This is a genomic window from Acetobacter fallax (assembly GCF_011516735.1).
Taxonomy (GTDB): Bacteria; Pseudomonadota; Alphaproteobacteria; order Acetobacterales; family Acetobacteraceae; genus Acetobacter; species Acetobacter fallax.
Genome location: NZ_WOSX01000015.1, coordinates 17639 through 35836, shown reverse-complemented (window position 1 = coordinate 35836; position 18198 = coordinate 17639). Strand labels below are relative to the sequence as shown.

Genomic DNA, 18198 nt, shown 5'->3' with positions numbered 1-18198 from the left:
CCGGGCGCTTGTCTGGCGTGCGTGAGCGTGAAAAACGCAGGGACGGGGTGGAATGAAGCACTGGCACATCGATCAGCTGAACTGGGACAGTTTCGACCCCTCCGGCGTCGACCGCGATGTGGTCGCCATCGTGAAGGCTGCCGCTGTCGTGGAACGGAACGGTGTGGACTATGCCGTCTATCTCAACCGTGTTTTCAGTGACGATGCGGACTTTCAGGCCGCGGCCGATAACTGGGCCATCGAGGAAGTCCAGCATGGAGACGCCCTTGGCCGCTGGGCCATGCTGGCCGATCCCGGCTGGGACTATCCCGCTGCCTTCGAGCGATACCGCTCCAGCTATCACATCGACCTCAACGCTACGGCCTCTGTTCGCGGTTCGCGCACCGGCGAACTGATCGCCCGATGTATGGTCGAGACCGGAACGTCATCCTTCTATTCAGCGCTCGCCGATGCCACCTCCGAACCGCTGCTGAAAGCAATCTGCAAACAGATCGCCGCCGACGAATACCGGCATTTCAAGCTCTTCTATGATCACATGCGCCGCTACCTGAAGCGCGAACGGCTCGGTCCATGGACCCGCGCCCGCATCGCCCTCGGCCGCGTCACCGAAAGCGAGGATGACGAACTCGCCTCTGCGTACTACACAACCAACGAGCCCCCGTCAGTGCCCTATGACCGCCGCCGCTGCATCGCCGGGTATATGTCGCGTGCGCTTCAGGCCTATCGCCAGAAGCATATTGACCGGGTCACGGGCATGGTTCTGAAAACAATCGGTTTCCGCCCGCATGGCCGGGTTCACGCCATTGCCGCGAAAATTGTTTACGCTCTGATCCGGCAGCGCCGGAAAACCTTCGCGAAAATCGCTGCCGCAGGGGCCTGAACCCGAAGAAAGCGTTCCGGCCCTCTTTGCCCTGACTGCTGCCTGATTTATGCATGGCTGTAACAAATAATCACAGTGGCAGCGGTATCAGCCGACTGCCGCCGTCCTGTCAGGGATATCTGCCGTATGCTGATCCGGAAATTTCGCCACTGCGCCCTGAGCGGTAAAGCCCTGCGTGGCCTGATGCTGGCCACGTGCCTCTCGGCGCCGTCCGCCGCTGTTCTTTCAGCACAGGCAGCTTTCGCTCAGGCCGCAGGAGATGCCACAGGGGACGCTGCGATCAGGCCGTGGGGCTTTGATCTCGCAGGACAGAACAAGGCTGTTCGTCCGGGTGATAACTTCTTCGATTATGCAAACGGTAAGGCCGTCCAGGCGATTACAATCCCTGCGGACCGCACCTCCTACGGCGCGTTTGACAGGCTGCGTGAACTTTCGCAGCAGCGCGTTCGTGACATTCTGACCGGTCTGGCAAAAACCCCGTCCGCCAGTCCGCAGACCAGCGACGAAAAACTCGCTGCTTACTACACGACATTCATGGACGAAGCTGCTATCGAGACGCTGGGAGCAAAGCCGCTTGCCGCCGATCTCGCCGCGATCCGCGCCGTGAAAACCCCGACTGACCTGGCGCACCTTCTCGGCACCGGCCAGACTACATTTCAGACTACAGGGTTCTCGCTCGGCATCCAGCCTGACGCGAAAGACCCGACACGTTTTTCGATTGACGTCGATCAGTCCGGCCTCGGCATGCCCGATCGTGATTATTATCTGAAACCGCAATTCGCCGCGAAGAAGCAGGCTTATCAGGCTTATGTCACGAAGATGCTCGGCCTTGTCGGCTGGCCGGATGCCGCCGCCCGCGCTGCTGATGTTGTCGCGCTGGAAACCTCCGTTGCCGGCGTCCACTGGGCCCGCGCCGACATGCGCGACCCGGAGAAAACCTACAACGCCCGCTCCGTGGCGGAACTGACGGCACAGGCGCCGGGCTTCGACTGGACTGCCTGGCTCGCGGGCGCCGGGATCAGCGTGGAGCAGGCCGATGCGGCGAAGCTGATTGTGGGCGAGCCTTCCGCGATCACGGGGCAGGCGAAGATTCTCGGCGCGGCGAAACTGCCTGTGCTCCAGGCCTGGCTTGCTTTCCACCTTGCGAACAATGCGGCGAACTGCCTGTCTTCGTCCTTCGTGAACGCGTCCTACGACTTCAACCGTAAAACTCTTGCCGGCCAGCCGCAACTCGCCGTTCGCTGGAAACGCGGCGCGGATATGACCGAGGACGCAATGGGCTGGTCCATCGGAAAAATCTACGTCGATCGGTATTTTCCGCCTGAGAGCAAGGCGAAGATGGACGCGCTGACGAAGCAGCTCAAAGCCGCGTTCCGCATCCGTCTGCAGAACAACAGCTGGATGTCACCCGCCACGAAGCAGCGCGCGGTTGCGAAGCTCGATCATTTCGAGATTCAGATTGGCTACCCGAAAAAATGGCGCACCTATGACGGTCTTTCCATCCGTCCGGGTGACGCCTACGGCAACGCTGCCCGCGCCGGCGCCTTTGAATGGACCTACTGGCTTGGTCATCTCGGCAAGCCTGTCGATCGTGACGAATGGGATATGACGCCGCAGACCGTCAACGCCTACAACAATCCGGTCTTCAACGAAGTCGTCTTCCCGGCCTCCATCCTGCAGCCGCCATTCTTTGATCCGAATGCTGATACGGCTGTCAATTACGGCGCCATCGGCGGGGTCATCGGTCACGAAATGACCCACGGCTTTGACGATGAAGGCCGCAAATTCGACGAACACGGTCGCCTCAGCGACTGGTGGACCAAAGAGGATGCCGCCCGCTTCGAAAAACTCGGTGCCCGCTTTGCCGCCCAGTATGATGCTTTCCAGGTTCTGCCGGGAGTGCATCTGAACGGTAAACTGACCATGGGCGAGAACATCGCCGATCTCGGTGGCCTCACTCTCGCGCTGGATGCGTATCGTGCCTCGCTCGGCGGTAAGCCGGCCGGAACCCGTGACGGCATGACGGGCGACCAGCGTGTGTTCCTGGGCTGGGCACAGGTCTGGCGCATGAAAGTGCGCGAAGACCGTGCGCGCCAGCTCGCCACCATCGACCCGCACTCCGCGCCGACGGCTCGGGTCAACCTGCCCATGCACAATATCGATGCCTGGTATAAAGCCTGGAACGTCGTTCCGGGCCAGACTCTCTACCTTGCACCGGACGCACGCGTAAAAATCTGGTAACGGTGCATCTTTGAAAAGCCGTCTGTCGCCTCAGTACGAGGCGGCAGGCGCGACAAGGGGACGTTTCTCGATGACAACGCTGACTCTCGCCTACAGGAACACACCACTGCACGCTGCCGTAGCGGCTGCTGTGGCGCGCGTTCTGGAAGCGTATGAAATCGAGCCGGATTACATTGCCGGATCAGACGAGGCCCTTGCCGCAATGCTGGCCAACGGCGAAATCGACCTGTTCGCCACGGTCTGGCACCCGGCGGAAGACAGTATCTTCGTCTCTCCCGCCGTCGAGCCGATAGGCAATCTTTACCGTCCGACCTTCGGCTTCTTTGTCGCCGACCGTCCGGACAGCCCGCTGGCCGGCCTGCAGTCCATGGCGGATCTTGCCGGTTCCGATGCTGCCCGCCATCTTCTGACCCCGGAATCTCTTGTTCCGCGCGTGCGCCAGATGGTCGCCGGCTACCGGCTGACCGAAGCCGGATTCACCATCGAATCACAGCCGGACGACGAAGCTTATGCGTCCATCGCAGCGGCCATTGAAGCCGGCGAACCCGTTATCGCGCCACTTTTTACGCCGAATTACCTGATCCACAGGGTGCCGCTCCGTCCGCTCGCTGATCCGCAGGGCGCCGCCGGAAAGGAGCTCACCGCCCGCCTGCTGTTCAATAAAGCCACCCGCGAGCAGACCGATACCGACATGCTCGATGAACTCGATGAGCTCACCCTTGGCAATAAGGTTGTCAGCGCTCTCGATGATGCCATCCGTAACGAAGGCATGACCGCCGATGATGCCGCTGAAGCCTGGCAGCGTGGCAAGCTTCTGCCGCGCTGAGGTCTGCTGAGAGGAGCGAGGTGTAACGATGTCCTCTGACCCGCTGAACCCGGCCACAATTCCCCATCTCAGCGGCACCACCGGCATTGCGCTGGCCATGGCCATGACTGCAACCCACCAGCTTCCGTTGCAGGATGGCCGGATCATCCAGCTCCCGCCCCAGGCGCGTGGCATCTTTCCACTGATCGACGGTACAAACACCGTCGCAGACCTCGCTTTCAGGCTCGAAACCCGGGGCGTGGATGCAGCGCAGTTCGATGCGGTCTGGCGGGACACGGTTCAGGCGCTGGCTTCTGCGGGGCTGCTCCGGTTTACTTCGGCGGGAGCGTGAGCCAGCCTTTTCCCGTCATTATCTTTGGCGCGGCCCTGAAAGAGGATGGCACCGCCGGCGCCATCCTTGTGAGGCGTGTGGCCGCTGCGCTGCGCTTCGGCCAGCATGCCACGACCAGACCGCTCTACATCCCGACTGGCGGCGTCCCCCGGGCTGGCCGCACTGAAGCTGACGTCATGGCGGCTCTTCTGCGTGATGCCGGCGTTCCCGGCGACGCCATTCTCGCGGAGCCGGTGGCGTCCGATACCTGCGATTCTGTCATCATCTGCACAAAGATCCTTCGCGCGCGGGGCTACGCAGGCCCGGTCGGCGTTGCGACCAGTGACTTCCATATGATGCGCTGCGTCGCGATGATGCGCGCCATGGGCTGGTCCGTGGTGACAATCCCGTCTCCCGCCGGCACCGGCCTGCCGGTCGGCGCTCTCCTCTGGCAATGGCTGCGGGAAGTCCCGGCGACGGTCTGGGATGTGTTTCTCGTGCTGCTCTGGCGTCTTCGTCACCCGAAACGATAGCGTCGCCCGGAGTCTGGCTGAATAAACCGGCCCGACGCACGCCGTCTGTCCCACCTGGTCCTTCGCCAGCATTGACATTCCGCCGGGATTTTCTTTCATCACCCGCGAAAGAACCGCCCCGGCCGCGCTCCGCGAGGCAGGATTCCGGCGGTATCATGTCCTATGACCCGCAGCCGCGCCTCTCCGTGAGGCATCCGGCTCGCCAGACAGATGCGGCGGCTTTTTCTCCCCGTAGCGGGACAGAGGAGGCCAGACTGCTCAGGAGAGACCCATGCCTGTTTACGCCTTTGTTTTCCCGGGTCAGGGAAGCCAGTTTCCCGGTATGGGCCAGGATCTTGCCAACGCTTTTCCTGCGGCCCGCGAGGTTTTTCAGGAAGTTGATGACGCGCTTGGCGAGCATCTCTCGAAGATTATGTTTGAGGGCCCTGCCGAGACCCTGACCAGCACGGAAAATGCACAACCGGCGCTGATGGCCGTCTCGCTCGCGGTCGTGCGCGTGCTGGAGCGGGAAGGGGGCATTGATTTCGCTGAAAAAGCGACTCTCATGGCTGGCCACTCGCTTGGCGAATACTCCGCTCTTGCGGCAGCCCGCAGCTTTGGCATTGCCGAGACCGCGAAACTCCTCCGTCTCCGTGGTCATGCCATGCAGCGCGCCGTTCCGGCAGGAGAGGGTGGTATGGCCGCTCTGATTGGTGTTGATCCTGAAAAAGCCCGCGAAATCTGCGAAGCCGCCGCCGTCGTGACGGTCGAGGGAGAGCCGGACCGGCACGAGATCATCGAACTTGCCAACGATAACGGCGGCGGTCAGATCGTCGTTTCCGGTCAGATCGGCGCTATCGACCGCGCCATCGTCATTGCGAAAGAGATGGGTGTCAAACGCGCCGTGAAACTCCCGGTTTCCGCGCCGTTCCACTGTTCCCTGATGCGCCCGGCCGCCGACGAAATGGCCGAGGCGCTGGGCGGAGCTGCTGTCAAAGCTCCCATCGTGCCGATCATCGCCAATGTCACGGCGGAGAAAGTCACCTCTCCGGACATGATCCGTGATCTCCTTGTCCGCCAGGTCTGTGGCACGGTGCGCTGGCGCGAGAGCGTCGAGGCGATGACGGCCATGGGGATCGACAGTTTCGTCGAACTCGGCGCGGGCAAGGTGCTGACCGGACTGATCCGCCGCATCGCACCGGATGCAAAAGGCCAGTCAGTCGGGACGGCCACGGATATTGAGGCTTTCCTGCAAAGCCTCTGAAACAGTCTCTGAACCCCGCCAAACGCTCAAACCTGACAGGATGCAATAAGACCGCATGTTCAGCCTCACGTCCAAAGTCGCCCTCGTCACCGGTGCCTCCGGTGGTATTGGCGCCGCCATCGCCCGCCAGCTCCACAAACAGGGCGCTACCGTCGTCATCTCCGGCACACGCGAATCCGTTCTTGCCGAGCTCGCCGCCGAACTCGGTAATGAGCGTGTGCATGCCGTCACAGCCGATCTTTCCGATCCCGCCGCCGCCGACCAGCTTGTCGCCCGTGCCGAGGAAGCCGCTGGCGCGCCGCTCGACATCCTCGTCAACAATGCCGGACTCACGCGGGACATGCTCGCCATCCGCATGAAGGATGAGGACTGGAACAAGGTCATCGACGTTGACCTGTCCTCGCCGTTTCGCCTTTGTCGCGCCGCTCTGAAGGGGATGCTTCGTCGCCGGGCGGGGCGGATCATCAACATCGCCTCCGTCGTCGGGTCCACCGGAAACGCCGGCCAGGCCAACTACACCGCCGCCAAGGCCGGTCTCGCGGGCATGACAAAATCCCTGGCCCAGGAAGCCGGTCCGCGTGGCGTGACCCTGAATGTCGTGGCGCCTGGCTTCATCGCCACGCCGATGACTGATGTTCTCCCGGAGGCCCAGAAAGAAAAGCTGGTCGGTGCTATCCCGCTTGGCCGCATGGGCACGCCGGACGATGTGGCTTCCGCCGTGCTCTATCTCGCGTCGGATGAAGCCGGCTGGGTCACGGGCAGCACTCTTCACGTCAATGGCGGCATGGCGATGATCTGAGAGGCTGCCTCAGAATTTTCTCCGGTGATGATCCGGCGGGCGTTTTCAGTGTTTTTATGCCTGAAGATGCGCGTCGGACGCGGCTCTCCGGGGGCTTTTACTCCGCCGGAAAATCTCTGAAACAGTGTCTCCGGAGCCGCACAAATCCGGGCTCCATCAGGGCTCAGGCCCGTTCGGCAGCGGGTGGTGCCCGGTAATCCGGACTGCTGCGCGGGACTGTTGCATGGCAGGATCGGCGCTGTGTTTCCGGCGCCACTCCGATGACGAAGCGCCAACGGTTTTGTGTATCGTCTTGGCGACGGTAAGAAAACCGTGCTAAGCGCCCCGGCAGCCTCGTTGGGCACACATGGGTTGCCACGCCAGGCACCCCGGAACTGACTGAAAGTCGGGCAGAACGAGTGTCCAGCCAATCGCCCGTATCCCCTGGGCATACAGGAAGCAGAGACAGATGAGCGAAATCGCTGACAAGGTTAAGAAAATCGTTGTCGAACACCTCGGCGTCGAAGAAAGTAAGGTTACGCCGGAAGCGTCGTTCATCGACGATCTGGGCGCCGACAGCCTCGACACCGTCGAGCTGGTGATGGCGTTTGAAGAAGCGTTCAATGTTGAGATCCCTGAGGATGCGGCCGAGAAAATCGCCACAGTCAAGGACGCCATCGACTACATCGAGGCACAGAAAGCCGCCTGAGGCGGTCCATTCTGTATAGAGGGTCCAGGGTTTATCGTGGGCCCCGGTTAACGCGTGAACAGGGAGCGGGCTAGCTTGCTGCAGTCGGCTGGATCGGATTTGGGCCGGAGACGCGTTGTCGTCACCGGCATGGGTATGGTGACCCCGCTCGGGCTCGGAACCGAGCATGTCTGGAAGCGTCTCATCGCGGGTGAGAGCGGTATTGACCGCATTCATTCGTTCGATCCGAGCGAGCTTGCAGCGCATGTCGCAGGTGAAGTGCCCGAAGGCCCGACGGCCGAAGGGAAGCTCACTGTTTCCGACTGGATCCCCGTCAAAGACCAGAAGAAGATGGACCGCTTCATCCATCTCGGAATGATCGCGGCCGCAGAGGCCGTCGAGGACTCCGGGTGGAAGCCCGAATCGGAAGAAGATCGCTGCGCCACCGGCGTGATGATCGGTTCCGGTATCGGTGGTCTCCAGACCATCTATGAGGCATCCATAACGGTGTATGAGGGCCGGGCCAAGCGCCTGTCGCCCTTTTTCATCCCGTCGGCCCTGACCAATCTCGTATCGGGCAATGTCTCGATCCGTTACGGTTTCAAAGGCCCCAATCATTCAGCGGTGACGGCCTGCGCTACCGGCGTGCATGCGATTGGTGACGCCGCCCGCCTCATCATGTTCGGCGATGCCGATGTCATGGTCGCAGGTGGTGCGGAAGCCACTGTCTGCAAGCTCGGCATCGCCGGGTTCTGCTCAGCCCGTGCGCTCTCCACCTCCTTCAACGAAACCCCGCAAAAGGCCTCACGTCCGTGGGACCGTGATCGCGACGGCTTCGTGATGGGCGAAGGCGCCGGCATCGTCGTGCTTGAGGAATACGAGCACGCCAAAGCCCGTGGTGCCAGAATCTATGGCGAAATCGTCGGTTACGGCATGTCCGGTGATGCCCATCACATCACCGCGCCCGCCGAAGGTCACGAAGGCGCTTATCGTGCCATGAATTCCGCGCTGAGAAGCGCGGGTGTGACCCCTGCCGAGGTCGGTTACGTCAACGCTCATGGCACCTCGACCATGGCCGATGATCTTGAGCTTGTGGCCGTGGAGCGTCTGTTCGGTGAAGATGCCGGTAAGCTCGCCATGTCCTCCACCAAATCGGCAATCGGGCATCTGCTCGGTGCGGCTGGTGCCGTGGAAGCCATGTTCTCGCTGCTCGCGATTCGCGATAACGTCGTTCCGCCGACGCTCAATCTCGATAACCCGTCGCGAGAGAGCGCCATCGACCGTGTCGCGCATCACGCGCAGCAGCGTAACGTCAATGTCGCGCTGTCCAACAGCTTCGGCTTCGGTGGCACCAACGCCAGCATCGTCGTCCGCGGCGTCTGAGAAAACACGACCGGGTTTCCTGTCCTGGAAATCCGGTCCGTTCTCACACAGCAAACAGCAGAGTCGTTCATGACCGATACAATTCCCGACCGTCTTTCCGTTGATCCCGACAGCCCGTTCTATGACGAGGCGCTTCTCGCGCGCGGCATCGGCATCCGCTTCAAGGGCGTGGAAAAAACCAATGTCGAGGAATACTCCATTAGTGAAGGCTGGGTCCGTGTCGCCGTTGGTAAAACCCTTGATCGTCGTGGTAAACCGATGGCCATGAAACTTCAGGGGCCTGTCGAGGTCTGGATCAAGGATGATCAGGCACCGGCATAAGCCGCCTGGAAAATCTGATCTCAGCGCCCCTGTTCCAGCCGGAACAGGGGCGTTTTTGTTCGTGCTCTCTTCTCCGTTATGGACTCGCCGCCATGCCCTCCGCACCCTTCCACGGTCTCTCAGCCTTCGTCCCGACGCCCGCTGATGCGGATGGTCGGGTCCGCACCGGCGCGCTTGCCAGCCTGCTCGATTCTCTGTCTCAGACTGGCGTGGACTCCATCGGCCTCCTGGGCAGCACAGGCATCTACGCCTATCTTGACCGGGCCGAACGCAACCGTGCTGTCGCTGTTGGGGTTGAAGCCGTCGTGGGCCGAAAGCCGCTCATCGTCGGCGTCAGCACTGTGCGAACCGACTGGTCCCGTGACCTTGCGCGTGAGGCCGAACGCGCTGGCGCCGATGCCCTGCTGCTTGCCCCGGTGTCCTACACACCGCTGACCGGGCACGAAGCCTTTACCCATTACCGGACCATTGCCGCCAGCACCGGGCTGCCGCTGTGCATCTACAACAATCCCTCAACCACCCATTTCACCTTCACCCACAGTCTGATCGCGCGCCTTTCGCAGGAGCCGCGTATTACCGGCGTGAAGATGACTCTGCCCGCTCATGACGATATCGCCGCCGAACGCACCATCCTTCAGCCTCTCTGCCGGGACGGTTTTGCCATCGGCTATAGCGGAGATTGGGCGATCGCCTCCGCCATGCAGGCCGGTGCCGCAGCATTTTACAGCGCCCTGGCCGGCGTTCTGCCCGGCCCCGTTCTCAGGCTCACTCGCGCCAGCCAGAATGGTGAGATCAGGGAAGCCGCAGCACTCAATCAGGCGCTCGAACCGCTCTGGGCGCTTGTCCGGACCCACGGAAGTCTGCGTATCGTTTATGCCATCGCCGGGTTGCGCGGTATCCCGACGGGACCGCTTCCGCTGCCGCTTCTGCCGGTTTCGGAAGATGTTGTCCTTCGGCTCAGCCAGTTCCTCGATACTCTCGCGGACTGACGGCAACCCGTCTTTCAGTCGGGGCTACCCCGCTCTCAGTTCCGTCAGAACCCGGTTGCCCCGACGACCGGATGAGCGCACCGTGCGCGTCTTCGCTCACGTCGTAAAAGCAGAAAAAGGAGCGCCGGTTATGACCGACACCGCAGCCTCAGGCACCCCAGCGAATGCAACCCCGTCTCAGCCCGATCAGCAGTTCACCGTTCTGATCGTCGGCGGAGGTGCTGCCGGCATCTCCATTGCCGCAAAACTGCGCCGTGAACGTCCGTCGCTCTCCGTCGCCATCGTCGATCCCGCCACCACCCATGCCTATCAGCCTGGCTGGACCCTTGTCGGTGCCGGCGTCATGTCTCTGAAACAGACCCTTCGCCAGGAAGGCGGCCTGATCCCGGATGGTGTCGCCTGGCTCCGCGCATCGGCTGCGTCTTTCCAGCCGGAAGACAACATCGTTACCCTGGATGACGGCAAACGCATCGGATACCGACGCCTCGTCGTCTGTCCGGGCCTCCAGCTCGACTGGGACAGGATCGAAGGCCTGAGCGATACGCTCGGAAAGAACGGTGTGTGCAGCAACTACTCGATGCAGCATGTCGAATACACCTGGACCTGTATTCAGACCCTGAATGGTGGCAAAGCCCTGTTCACCCAGCCGCCCATGCCCATCAAATGCGCTGGAGCTCCCCAGAAAATTGTTTATCTCGCCTCGGATTTCTGGCGGAAGGAAGGCAGTCTCAACCGCACGGAGGTTGAATTCCTGCTTGCCGGAGATGCTCTGTTCGGCGTCAACTATTACCGGCCGTCACTTCAGTTCGCTGTCGATTATTACGGCGTGGATCTGTTCTACAAACACAACCTCGTTGCCGTGGACGGCAAAACCAAAACGGCAATCTTCGAGGTCACGGCCCCGGATGGTTCGACCTCGCGTGAAACCCGCAGCTTCGACATGCTGCACGTCACCCCGCCGCAGAGCGCGCCGGACTTCATCAAATCCAGCCCTCTCGCCAACGCTGCTGGCTGGGTCGATGTTGATCCTTCAACGCTGCGTCACGTTAAATACGACACCATCTTCGGCGCCGGCGATGTGATCGGCACCAGCAATGCCAAAACCGCCGCCGCCGCCCGTGCCCAGACGCCGGTTGTTGCCGCAAACGTTCTGGCCTCTCTGGAAGGCACTCCTGTAACAGCTTCGTATGATGGTTATGGCGCGTGTCCGCTCACGGTGGCTTATGGAAAAGTCGTGCTGGCTGAATTTCTCTATGGCGGCAAACCTGCTCCGAGTTTCCCTTATGACCAGCGTAAGCCGAGCAGTTTCGCCTGGATGCTCAAGACGAAAGTTTTCCCCCGCGTTTACTGGGATATGATGCTCAAAGGGCGCGACATCGCCGTGCCGCATCATCCGGAATGGATCAAAGATGCAGGCTGATGTCCGCATCTGTTTCCCTGGTTTGAAAGCCGGGATGCGGCTGGTCGGGTGAAAGGGCCTCAGAACTGTGCGGTCAGCCCGCCCGTCAGTCTGCGCTGAATCCTGAGCCCTGCTGTTTCACGCAGGGCAGAGTCAGCCATCTGGTCTGCACTCAGAGAAAGCAGGAAGTGCTTTCTGAAATGCCAGGCCACACGGGCATTCAGTGTGACAAAATCATGGATCATGACGTTGTCGAGGGTCATTGTTACGAAATTCGCGGAGACATCCTGATAGTGCGATTGCCAGCGGGCATGGGAACTCAGGTCAAATTTTCCAAGTTTCCATGAAAAGCCACCAATGACGCTGTTCACCGGCGTCTGCCGCTCGAAATTGATCTGTGACGTCTGTGCGAGGTCGCGCACCGATGTCATTGCATACGAAACATCCCAGTTGAGGCCGAATGAAGTGGTGCCTTCAAGGCGTGCCTCGCCTCCCGCATCGTCCACGCGACCATAATTTGCCGGATGAATGACGAGAGTGGCCGGAGGCGTAAAGATGAAATTGGATGCAAAAGGTGTTCCGAGCATGTTGACGGTACGCTGGGCGAAGAGTGCCAGAGTGAAATTCGCATTGAGTGGCACAATTTTTCTCGAATAATTCAATCCGACATTGATTGTGGTGGATGGCACGAGTGACGAGTTGTTCATGATTGCCACGGGGCCAAGAGAAGCGTTTGGTGCAAACTCGAAGAGTGCGGGCAGCTGGATTCCCCGGGCGACGTTCAGTCCGAATATCCCTGCATTTCCCGCGTCATAACGCAGGCGGCTGTTGAAGCTTGGTGCGACATAGTGATGGGCCGGGGCGGCAGAAAAGGCCGCGGAGCCGGAGTTGCGCAGGGATGGAACATAAAACGCGTCTATGCGAAAAGCATTTGTCATCGTCAGCTTTGGTGAAATCCGATAATCCCAGACTGCCGAGGCGGCCCCGAGCATATCGTAGCCGCTGGCTACGCCGACCCCGCTTTGCCCGGCATTCAGAGTCGTGTAGCGATATTCAACGCCCAGCCTGAGATCGTTTTTGTTGCCGAGAGCGATCGTGTCGGAGAGTTGCGCGTCTGTCGTGCCAAGATTGTAGGTAAAATCGATCGGAATTGAGTAACCATCAATGCCGACACTGGCCGCGTTGGTGCTGCTGAAACTATTATGATAGGCCCGGAACTCAATCAGTCCTAAACCTGTATCGGCATTGATCTTTCCTTCCAGACTCTTCGAGATGGGCTCGCTCATGATATAATCGCCGATATCCAGCCAGAACGGTGATTTGTCCTGACCGATCGTTCCTGAGAGTTTCCAGTCGATACGGGGCGTGATCTGGCCTCTCAGATCAAGAGAGGAGTTCAGGGCAAAAACCCTGGTGCCGGTGTTGCGTGCGCGAGCATCTTCATACTCGTCTGACTGCATACCATTCAGGGAAAATTTGGCAGCCAGACGGTCAGAGAATTTGTGGGACGCCACGAGTTCGCCTCCGAACGTTCCCAGGCTCCCGCCTCCGATATGGACATAGCTTTTGTTTTCATGAAGCGGATCGCGCGTGACGATATTGATAACGCCTCCGGACGCATTGAAACCGTAAACAGCCGAGTTTGGCCCGCGAACCACTTCAATCTGTCTGATGTCATGCAGGGAGGCGGGGAGAAGTCCCCAGTCGGTGTAGCCGTAACCGTCCAGATAGACCTGTCGCCCGTCCACCAGAACCAGCGTTCGTGATCCGGCAGCCGCGTCATCGCCGCGGATCGAGACGTTGGCCCCGAGCGTCGAATATCGCCGAACATTCACGCCGGCGACCATTCTCAGTATTTCCGGTACAGACTGGGCACCCGAGCCTTCAATCTGTTCACCGGTGATGATCTGCATGTCGGTGGGAAGATTACTGGCCCGCTGGGGCTTGCCTGTCGCAGAGGATGTGACAGGTTCACCGAACAGCGTCTCGAAACCGGAATAGTCAAGGCTCTGGGCTTTGGCAGTCTGGATCATCAGTGCGAACAGGCACAGACCCGGAGTCATCAGCCCGCATCGACTCAGCAGAGCGCGGGACCGGAGGTCCTGGCGTGTGGGGAAGCGCTTTCTGTCAGGCATGCTCGCTACGGGCGCATCATGTGTGGATCAGGCTCATGCTGTCACACTAGAGACGGATGCTTTCCCCAAAATTAATTACGAGGCGCTGTCAGCGCAGAATTATCCTGTTGCGTGCATGTTTTCGCAGTGGAAGTATCAAACGGATATTGCGGTACGGAGGTGGCGATTTTTTCGTCAGACACCGGCTCCTTCACGCCTGCATCAGTGCGGAGGGAAGGATCTGGTCAGGGCTGTCTCATATACCGCCGATACACGAAGTCTTCTGCCCCGACGGAGGCTTCCGCCAGCGCAACATCCACCGTCGCCCGATCCTCTGAGCGCCGGCACACCGGGTCCGCCGCATCGGCCCGTCCGGTCAGCGCCAGTGCCTGGCAGCGACATCCTCCCCAGTCGATTTCCTTCCGGTCACAGGACCGGCATGGCTCCGGCATCCAGTCCGTTCCACGAAACATCGCGAAAATGTCAGATTCGTTCCAGATTCCGGACAGAGAGGCTTTCCGCACGGAAGGAAATTCCACGCCCGGAATCGTCTCCGCCGCGTGACACGGCAACACACGGCCAGAGGGCGTGATATTCACAAAACGCTGCCCCCAGCCGCCCATGCACGGCTTCGGTTCATCCGCGTAATAATCCGGCGTGACAAAATCGATTGCCATCCGGGTTCCGAACCGCTCCCGCGCCGCTGCCACGTCCCGCTCGCTCTGCTCAAGCTGCGCCCGCGTCGGCAGCAATGCCGACCGATTCTTCAAACCCCATCCATAATACTGCGTGTGTGCAATCTCGACCCGCCGGGCACCAAGTTCTTCGGCCAGAGTAAACATCTGCGGAATACGCGCCACATTCAGCCGGTGAACGACAAAATTCAGAGTTAGCGGCATCCCCTCCGCGACAACCAGCCGCGCGGCCTCAATTTTCTTCGCCTGTGCGCCGTTCATCCCGCCGATCCGCCCGGCACCCGCCTCGTCCACATCCTGAAACGACAACTGGACATGATCGAGACCGGCGGCGGCCAGCTGGTCCAGAGCGGTTTGATCCATCAAAACCCCTGATGTGATCAGGTTTGTATAAAGTCCTTTTCTCACCGCATGGCGCACCAGATCAGGCAGATCCTTTCGCGCCATCGGTTCTCCGCCCGAGAAATGAACCTGCAACACCCCGAGAGCGGCGGCCTCATCCAGAACCCGGCGCCACTCGTCTGTCGAAAGCTCCCCGGCCTTCGGCTCCAGCCCCAGCGGATTGGAGCAGTACGGGCATTGCAATGGACACCGATGCGTCAGTTCCGCCAGCAAACTCATCGGCGGAGCAGGCGTTGAAAGGGCAGGGGGCACGTTCGCCGTAGTCACGTCTTCCATATCAGCACCTGCCGATCCGCCAGATCGCTTACCAGCGCCAGCACATCCCGGGCGATCACCTCACGTGGCGCCTCAAACGCTGCGGTCAATCCGTCGATGATTGTTCGCAATGGCGTTTCACCATCAACCTGCTGCAAAATCTCCGCTGCAACCGGATCAGCCAGAAACGCCCGCTCGGGGGCCTGTACCACCCACTGCTCACGCACCCGGTCCCGCTGCAGACGTGTTCCCCGTGCGAAAGCTGGCACCCGATCTTCGGAAATGTCGTCCATCACGAAGGCCGAAACGCACCCGGTGGAATATTCCCGGGCACCACATACGCATAATCCAGCGCATCCAGCATCGACCACAGAACCCCGCACTTGAACTTCAGCGCCGCCAGGACCGCCTGCTGCTGCTCCACGGTCCGCGCATGTTCCTTCACGTAAGCCAGGGCAAAATCGGAATCGCGTGGCGCCTGTGTCAGACGCGGGGTGAAATACGCCAGGGTTTCGGGGGTGATGAAATCGTAATTCCGCAACATCCCCGAGACGCGCTCGCTGATGATCGTGGGCGAAAACAGCTCCGTCAGAGACGATGCGATAGCTTCCAGGATCAATCGCTCCCGCACGAAATGCACATAGGCCTCGACCGCAAACCGCGTGCCGGACAGCAGCCCGTCCAGCGACTCAACATAGGCCCGGTCCAGTCCGAGCCCGTCTGTCAGCCGAAGCCACCGTGCAACGCCACCGGTTCCGGGCGCATCGCCATCATGGTCTTCCAGGCGCCGCCGCCATTCCCGCCGCAGTTCCGCCGTCGGCAGCCGTGCCAGCAGCGTGGCGTCCTTCGCCGGGATACTCGCCTGATAATAATAGCGGTTCAGCGCCCAGGCCTGGACCTGTCCCCTGTTCAGTTTCCCGTCATGAAGCGCGCGATGAAACGGATGCAGGTTGTGATACCGCTCAGCCCCGATGGCCCGCAGCGCCGCTTCAAGATCGTCAGAGGAGAGAAGCGCATCACTCATAGCGTGATCCTCATGCCGTCAAAGGAAACATCCCATCCTGCCGCCTCGACTTCGGCACGTTCCGACGAATCCGCCAGTAGAACAGGATTGGAATTGTTAATATGAATCAGGACTTTCCGTCCGACGTTCAGATCCCGAAACGCTGCAATCGTGCCGTCCGTGTCGTTGACGGACATATGCCCCATCCGCTTGCCGGTCTTTTCGCCCAGCCCGGCGCGGATCATCTCATCATCCTGCCACAGCGTGCCATCGAACAACACCAGATCCGCTCCGGCAATCCGTGTCCGCAACCGGTCCGTCATTGCCGCGCAGCCCGGAATGAACAGCACCCGTGACCGGCCATCCGTGATCTCCAGTCCGACCGTCTCGCCATTCTCCATGATGGCTGCCGGATTTTCGCCCGTTTCGGCATAAAGCGGCACCTTCCCGGGAACCGCGAACAGCGTGATCTCCAGCCCGGCTGGCCGCCCGCCCTGAGTCGTCAGCCGAACCGTCTGATCGGGAGCAATTTCCCGTCGCGCGACAACCGACCGGTTCAGCGCTTCAAAGATCGGGTTCGCATCCAGTTGATCCAGCACCTGCCGGGTTCCGAGAATTTCAAAGGCCTGCCGCTCCCGCAGCGTCAGCAGACCTGTGATCGTGTCCACTTCCGCGCCCGTCAGGATGACCCCGGCAATCGGCGTCGATCTCAGTCCGGTCTTTGGATGCAGCACTGGCGTCTGACTGATCTGCTGCCTCAGATCTGGTGAGGCATTGACGACAAACCAGTGCTCTCCATCACCACTGACGGCAATGGACGCCTGCGTTCGGGCGGGAGCTGCCGGATCACCGGCACGAGCCCTCCGGCATCCTTCCGCATTCGAGTTCCATTGAGGAAAGCCACCACCCGCGGCGGCGCCAAGCACGACAAGATCAATCATGGAATCAGGGGTATAAAAGCAAAACGCCGCCAGCGCGAGGCTGGCGACGCTTCAGCATGGTCTGCGGACCTTATTTCTTCTGGCCGCAAACGTAGCTGTTGATCTCAGCGCCCAGAGGCACTTCCGTGATTTTCGGAGTATTCCAGGCCATGACACGCCCTCCTCTGCTGGTTGAAGTGAGGAAACCATAACCATGATTTTTCTGTGCCGCCAGCCACTTCAGAGTCGGTGTCAGGTGGAAGACAAACATGCCTGGCGCGAGGGGATCATTCCGGGAGTGGAGCGTCGGAGGATAAGATATAAGTTTTTGATTTCGTTAAAATTATGACCTGAAATATGTGTGGCGACCGGCTGACCGGAATGGCCCCGTTTACGGAGGTTCTGTTACCGCTTAAAATCAAAGCTCACGAAATGTTGAAAACGCTGCCGGGTAACGCCCCGCTCTGGCATGCCGTCAAAAGCTGACTCATCTTTCCCGAGGTCGCCGAAACATTCCGGGCAGCCCGGATGTATACGGCAGAAAAGCGTTCAGAATAACGCAGTTTGTATAAAACCAGATAGAAAACCAGACACAATTATCACAATCGTCTGCCGTGCAATCCCGGCGAAACTGCGTGCGTTGAGAGAGAACCACTCACACACAGGGCGTCGTCATGACCGAAGATCCGGAAATTATGTGCGCGATAGAAACCGTCATTACGGGCAGCGCCGTGTGCGGCCCGGATGACTCTCCACAGACAATCGCGGCCGCAATGGTGCTAGCCGTCTGCCGGCAACTGGGCGTTCCCCAGGCTGACGTGCCCCATGTCCTTCTCGCCGCCATCAAAGGGACGGGGCCGTCCGATGGTGAAGCCGGATAAGGCGGATCAGTAAATCATGCTGTAATATTCCGCCGGAGCAGCCCGAAAGCGGAACAGGACATACTGTGGCGACGATATGGGGCAAACAGGCAGGGAATAAGGACACGACCCGGCCTGAAACCGGAAACTGAATAAATCAGATTCAGTTAAGTCTTTGTGTTTTCGTGAAAAACAATGGTGCCGACACTCGGAATTGAACCGAGGACCTACTGATTACGAATCAGTTGCTCTACCCCTGAGCTATGTCGGCCCGTTGCGTGGCAGCCCTATAACCGATCCCGGACATGGCTGCAATATCGGTTCAGCCTATCTGTTACGGCCCGTCCAGGATAAAACA

The 18198-nt window shown here is 60.2% G+C and carries 19 protein-coding genes and 1 tRNA gene; 13 read left to right on the top strand and 7 right to left on the bottom strand.

Annotation, left to right across the window (positions count from 1 at the left end; all coding sequences use genetic code 11):
• Positions 1-52: 52 nt before the first annotated feature.
• The 12 genes from GOB85_RS09370 (at position 53) to GOB85_RS09315 (ending at position 11612) form a co-directional block, all read left to right on the top strand.
• Complete coding sequence (locus tag GOB85_RS09370) at positions 53-880, top strand: ferritin-like domain-containing protein (protein ID WP_173577282.1); 828 nt, start codon at positions 53-55, stop codon at positions 878-880.
• 126 nt (positions 881-1006) lie between these two features.
• Positions 1007-3121 carry a M13 family metallopeptidase gene (locus GOB85_RS09365; protein ID WP_173577281.1) on the top strand — a complete coding sequence of 705 codons (2115 nt, stop codon included), beginning with the start codon at positions 1007-1009 and terminating at the stop codon, positions 3119-3121.
• Positions 3122-3191: 70 nt separating this feature from the next.
• Complete coding sequence (locus tag GOB85_RS09360; RefSeq protein ID WP_173577280.1) at positions 3192-3947, top strand: glycine betaine ABC transporter substrate-binding protein; 756 nt, start codon at positions 3192-3194, stop codon at positions 3945-3947.
• A gap of 28 nt (positions 3948-3975) precedes the next feature.
• Positions 3976-4278 (top strand): hypothetical protein, encoded by a 303-nt coding sequence (locus GOB85_RS09355; protein ID WP_242011409.1) that lies wholly within the window; start codon positions 3976-3978, stop codon positions 4276-4278.
• Complete coding sequence (locus tag GOB85_RS09350) at positions 4275-4790, top strand: ElyC/SanA/YdcF family protein (RefSeq protein ID WP_173577279.1); 516 nt, start codon at positions 4275-4277, stop codon at positions 4788-4790. The genes GOB85_RS09355 and GOB85_RS09350 overlap by 4 nt, the downstream gene beginning before the upstream one ends.
• 271 nt (positions 4791-5061) lie before the next feature.
• Positions 5062-6033 carry an ACP S-malonyltransferase gene (fabD, locus tag GOB85_RS09345; protein ID WP_173577278.1) on the top strand — a complete coding sequence of 324 codons (972 nt, stop codon included), beginning with the start codon at positions 5062-5064 and terminating at the stop codon, positions 6031-6033.
• 55 nt (positions 6034-6088) lie between these two features.
• Positions 6089-6832, top strand: a complete 744-nt coding sequence (gene fabG, locus GOB85_RS09340) for a 3-oxoacyl-[acyl-carrier-protein] reductase (protein ID WP_173577277.1) — start codon at positions 6089-6091, stop codon at positions 6830-6832.
• A 448-nt stretch (positions 6833-7280) separates the two neighbouring features.
• Positions 7281-7520: an acyl carrier protein gene (locus tag GOB85_RS09335; RefSeq protein WP_166316854.1), complete on the top strand. Its 240-nt coding sequence runs from the start codon at positions 7281-7283 to the stop codon at positions 7518-7520.
• A gap of 75 nt (positions 7521-7595) precedes the next feature.
• Positions 7596-8882 (top strand): beta-ketoacyl-ACP synthase II, encoded by a 1287-nt coding sequence (fabF, locus tag GOB85_RS09330; protein WP_173577276.1) that lies wholly within the window; start codon positions 7596-7598, stop codon positions 8880-8882.
• A gap of 69 nt (positions 8883-8951) precedes the next feature.
• Entirely contained in the window at positions 8952-9203 is a 252-nt protein-coding gene (locus GOB85_RS09325) for a DUF3297 family protein (RefSeq protein WP_173577275.1), read from the top strand.
• Positions 9204-9295: 92 nt separating this feature from the next.
• Entirely contained in the window at positions 9296-10192 is an 897-nt protein-coding gene (locus GOB85_RS09320) for a dihydrodipicolinate synthase family protein (protein ID WP_173577274.1), read from the top strand.
• A 130-nt stretch (positions 10193-10322) separates the two neighbouring features.
• Positions 10323-11612 carry an NAD(P)/FAD-dependent oxidoreductase gene (locus tag GOB85_RS09315; RefSeq protein ID WP_173577273.1) on the top strand — a complete coding sequence of 430 codons (1290 nt, stop codon included), beginning with the start codon at positions 10323-10325 and terminating at the stop codon, positions 11610-11612.
• A gap of 59 nt (positions 11613-11671) precedes the next feature.
• Here GOB85_RS09315 and GOB85_RS09310 read toward each other — a convergent pair whose 3' ends face one another.
• The 6 genes from GOB85_RS09310 to pqqA form a co-directional block, all read right to left on the bottom strand.
• Positions 11672-13726, bottom strand: coding sequence for a TonB-dependent receptor plug domain-containing protein (locus GOB85_RS09310; protein WP_173577272.1), 2055 nt, complete (start codon positions 13724-13726; stop codon positions 11672-11674).
• A gap of 224 nt (positions 13727-13950) precedes the next feature.
• Positions 13951-15021 carry a pyrroloquinoline quinone biosynthesis protein PqqE gene (pqqE, locus tag GOB85_RS09305; RefSeq protein WP_242011411.1) on the bottom strand — a complete coding sequence of 357 codons (1071 nt, stop codon included), beginning with the start codon at positions 15019-15021 and terminating at the stop codon, positions 13951-13953.
• A gap of 44 nt (positions 15022-15065) precedes the next feature.
• On the bottom strand, positions 15066-15350 hold the full coding sequence (pqqD, locus tag GOB85_RS09300) for a pyrroloquinoline quinone biosynthesis peptide chaperone PqqD (protein ID WP_173577270.1): 285 nt from the start codon (positions 15348-15350) through the stop codon (positions 15066-15068).
• A complete protein-coding gene (gene pqqC / locus GOB85_RS09295; RefSeq protein ID WP_173578990.1) occupies positions 15350-16081 on the bottom strand; it encodes a pyrroloquinoline-quinone synthase PqqC in 732 nt (243 codons plus the stop codon). Before pqqC ends, pqqD begins: the two co-directional genes overlap by 1 nt.
• Positions 16078-17001, bottom strand: coding sequence for a pyrroloquinoline quinone biosynthesis protein PqqB (gene pqqB, locus GOB85_RS09290; RefSeq protein WP_173577269.1), 924 nt, complete (start codon positions 16999-17001; stop codon positions 16078-16080). The genes pqqC and pqqB overlap by 4 nt, the downstream gene beginning before the upstream one ends.
• 70 nt (positions 17002-17071) lie before the next feature.
• Entirely contained in the window at positions 17072-17152 is an 81-nt protein-coding gene (pqqA, locus tag GOB85_RS09285; RefSeq protein ID WP_010666882.1) for a pyrroloquinoline quinone precursor peptide PqqA, read from the bottom strand.
• A 502-nt stretch (positions 17153-17654) separates the two neighbouring features.
• Here pqqA and GOB85_RS09280 point away from each other — a divergent pair.
• On the top strand, positions 17655-17861 hold the full coding sequence (locus GOB85_RS09280; RefSeq protein ID WP_173577268.1) for a hypothetical protein: 207 nt from the start codon (positions 17655-17657) through the stop codon (positions 17859-17861).
• 175 nt (positions 17862-18036) lie between these two features.
• On the opposite strand, the gene GOB85_RS09275 is transcribed toward GOB85_RS09280, so the two are convergent.
• Positions 18037-18111: transfer RNA gene (locus tag GOB85_RS09275), tRNA-Thr, on the bottom strand.
• Between the last annotated feature and the right edge of the window lie 87 nt (positions 18112-18198).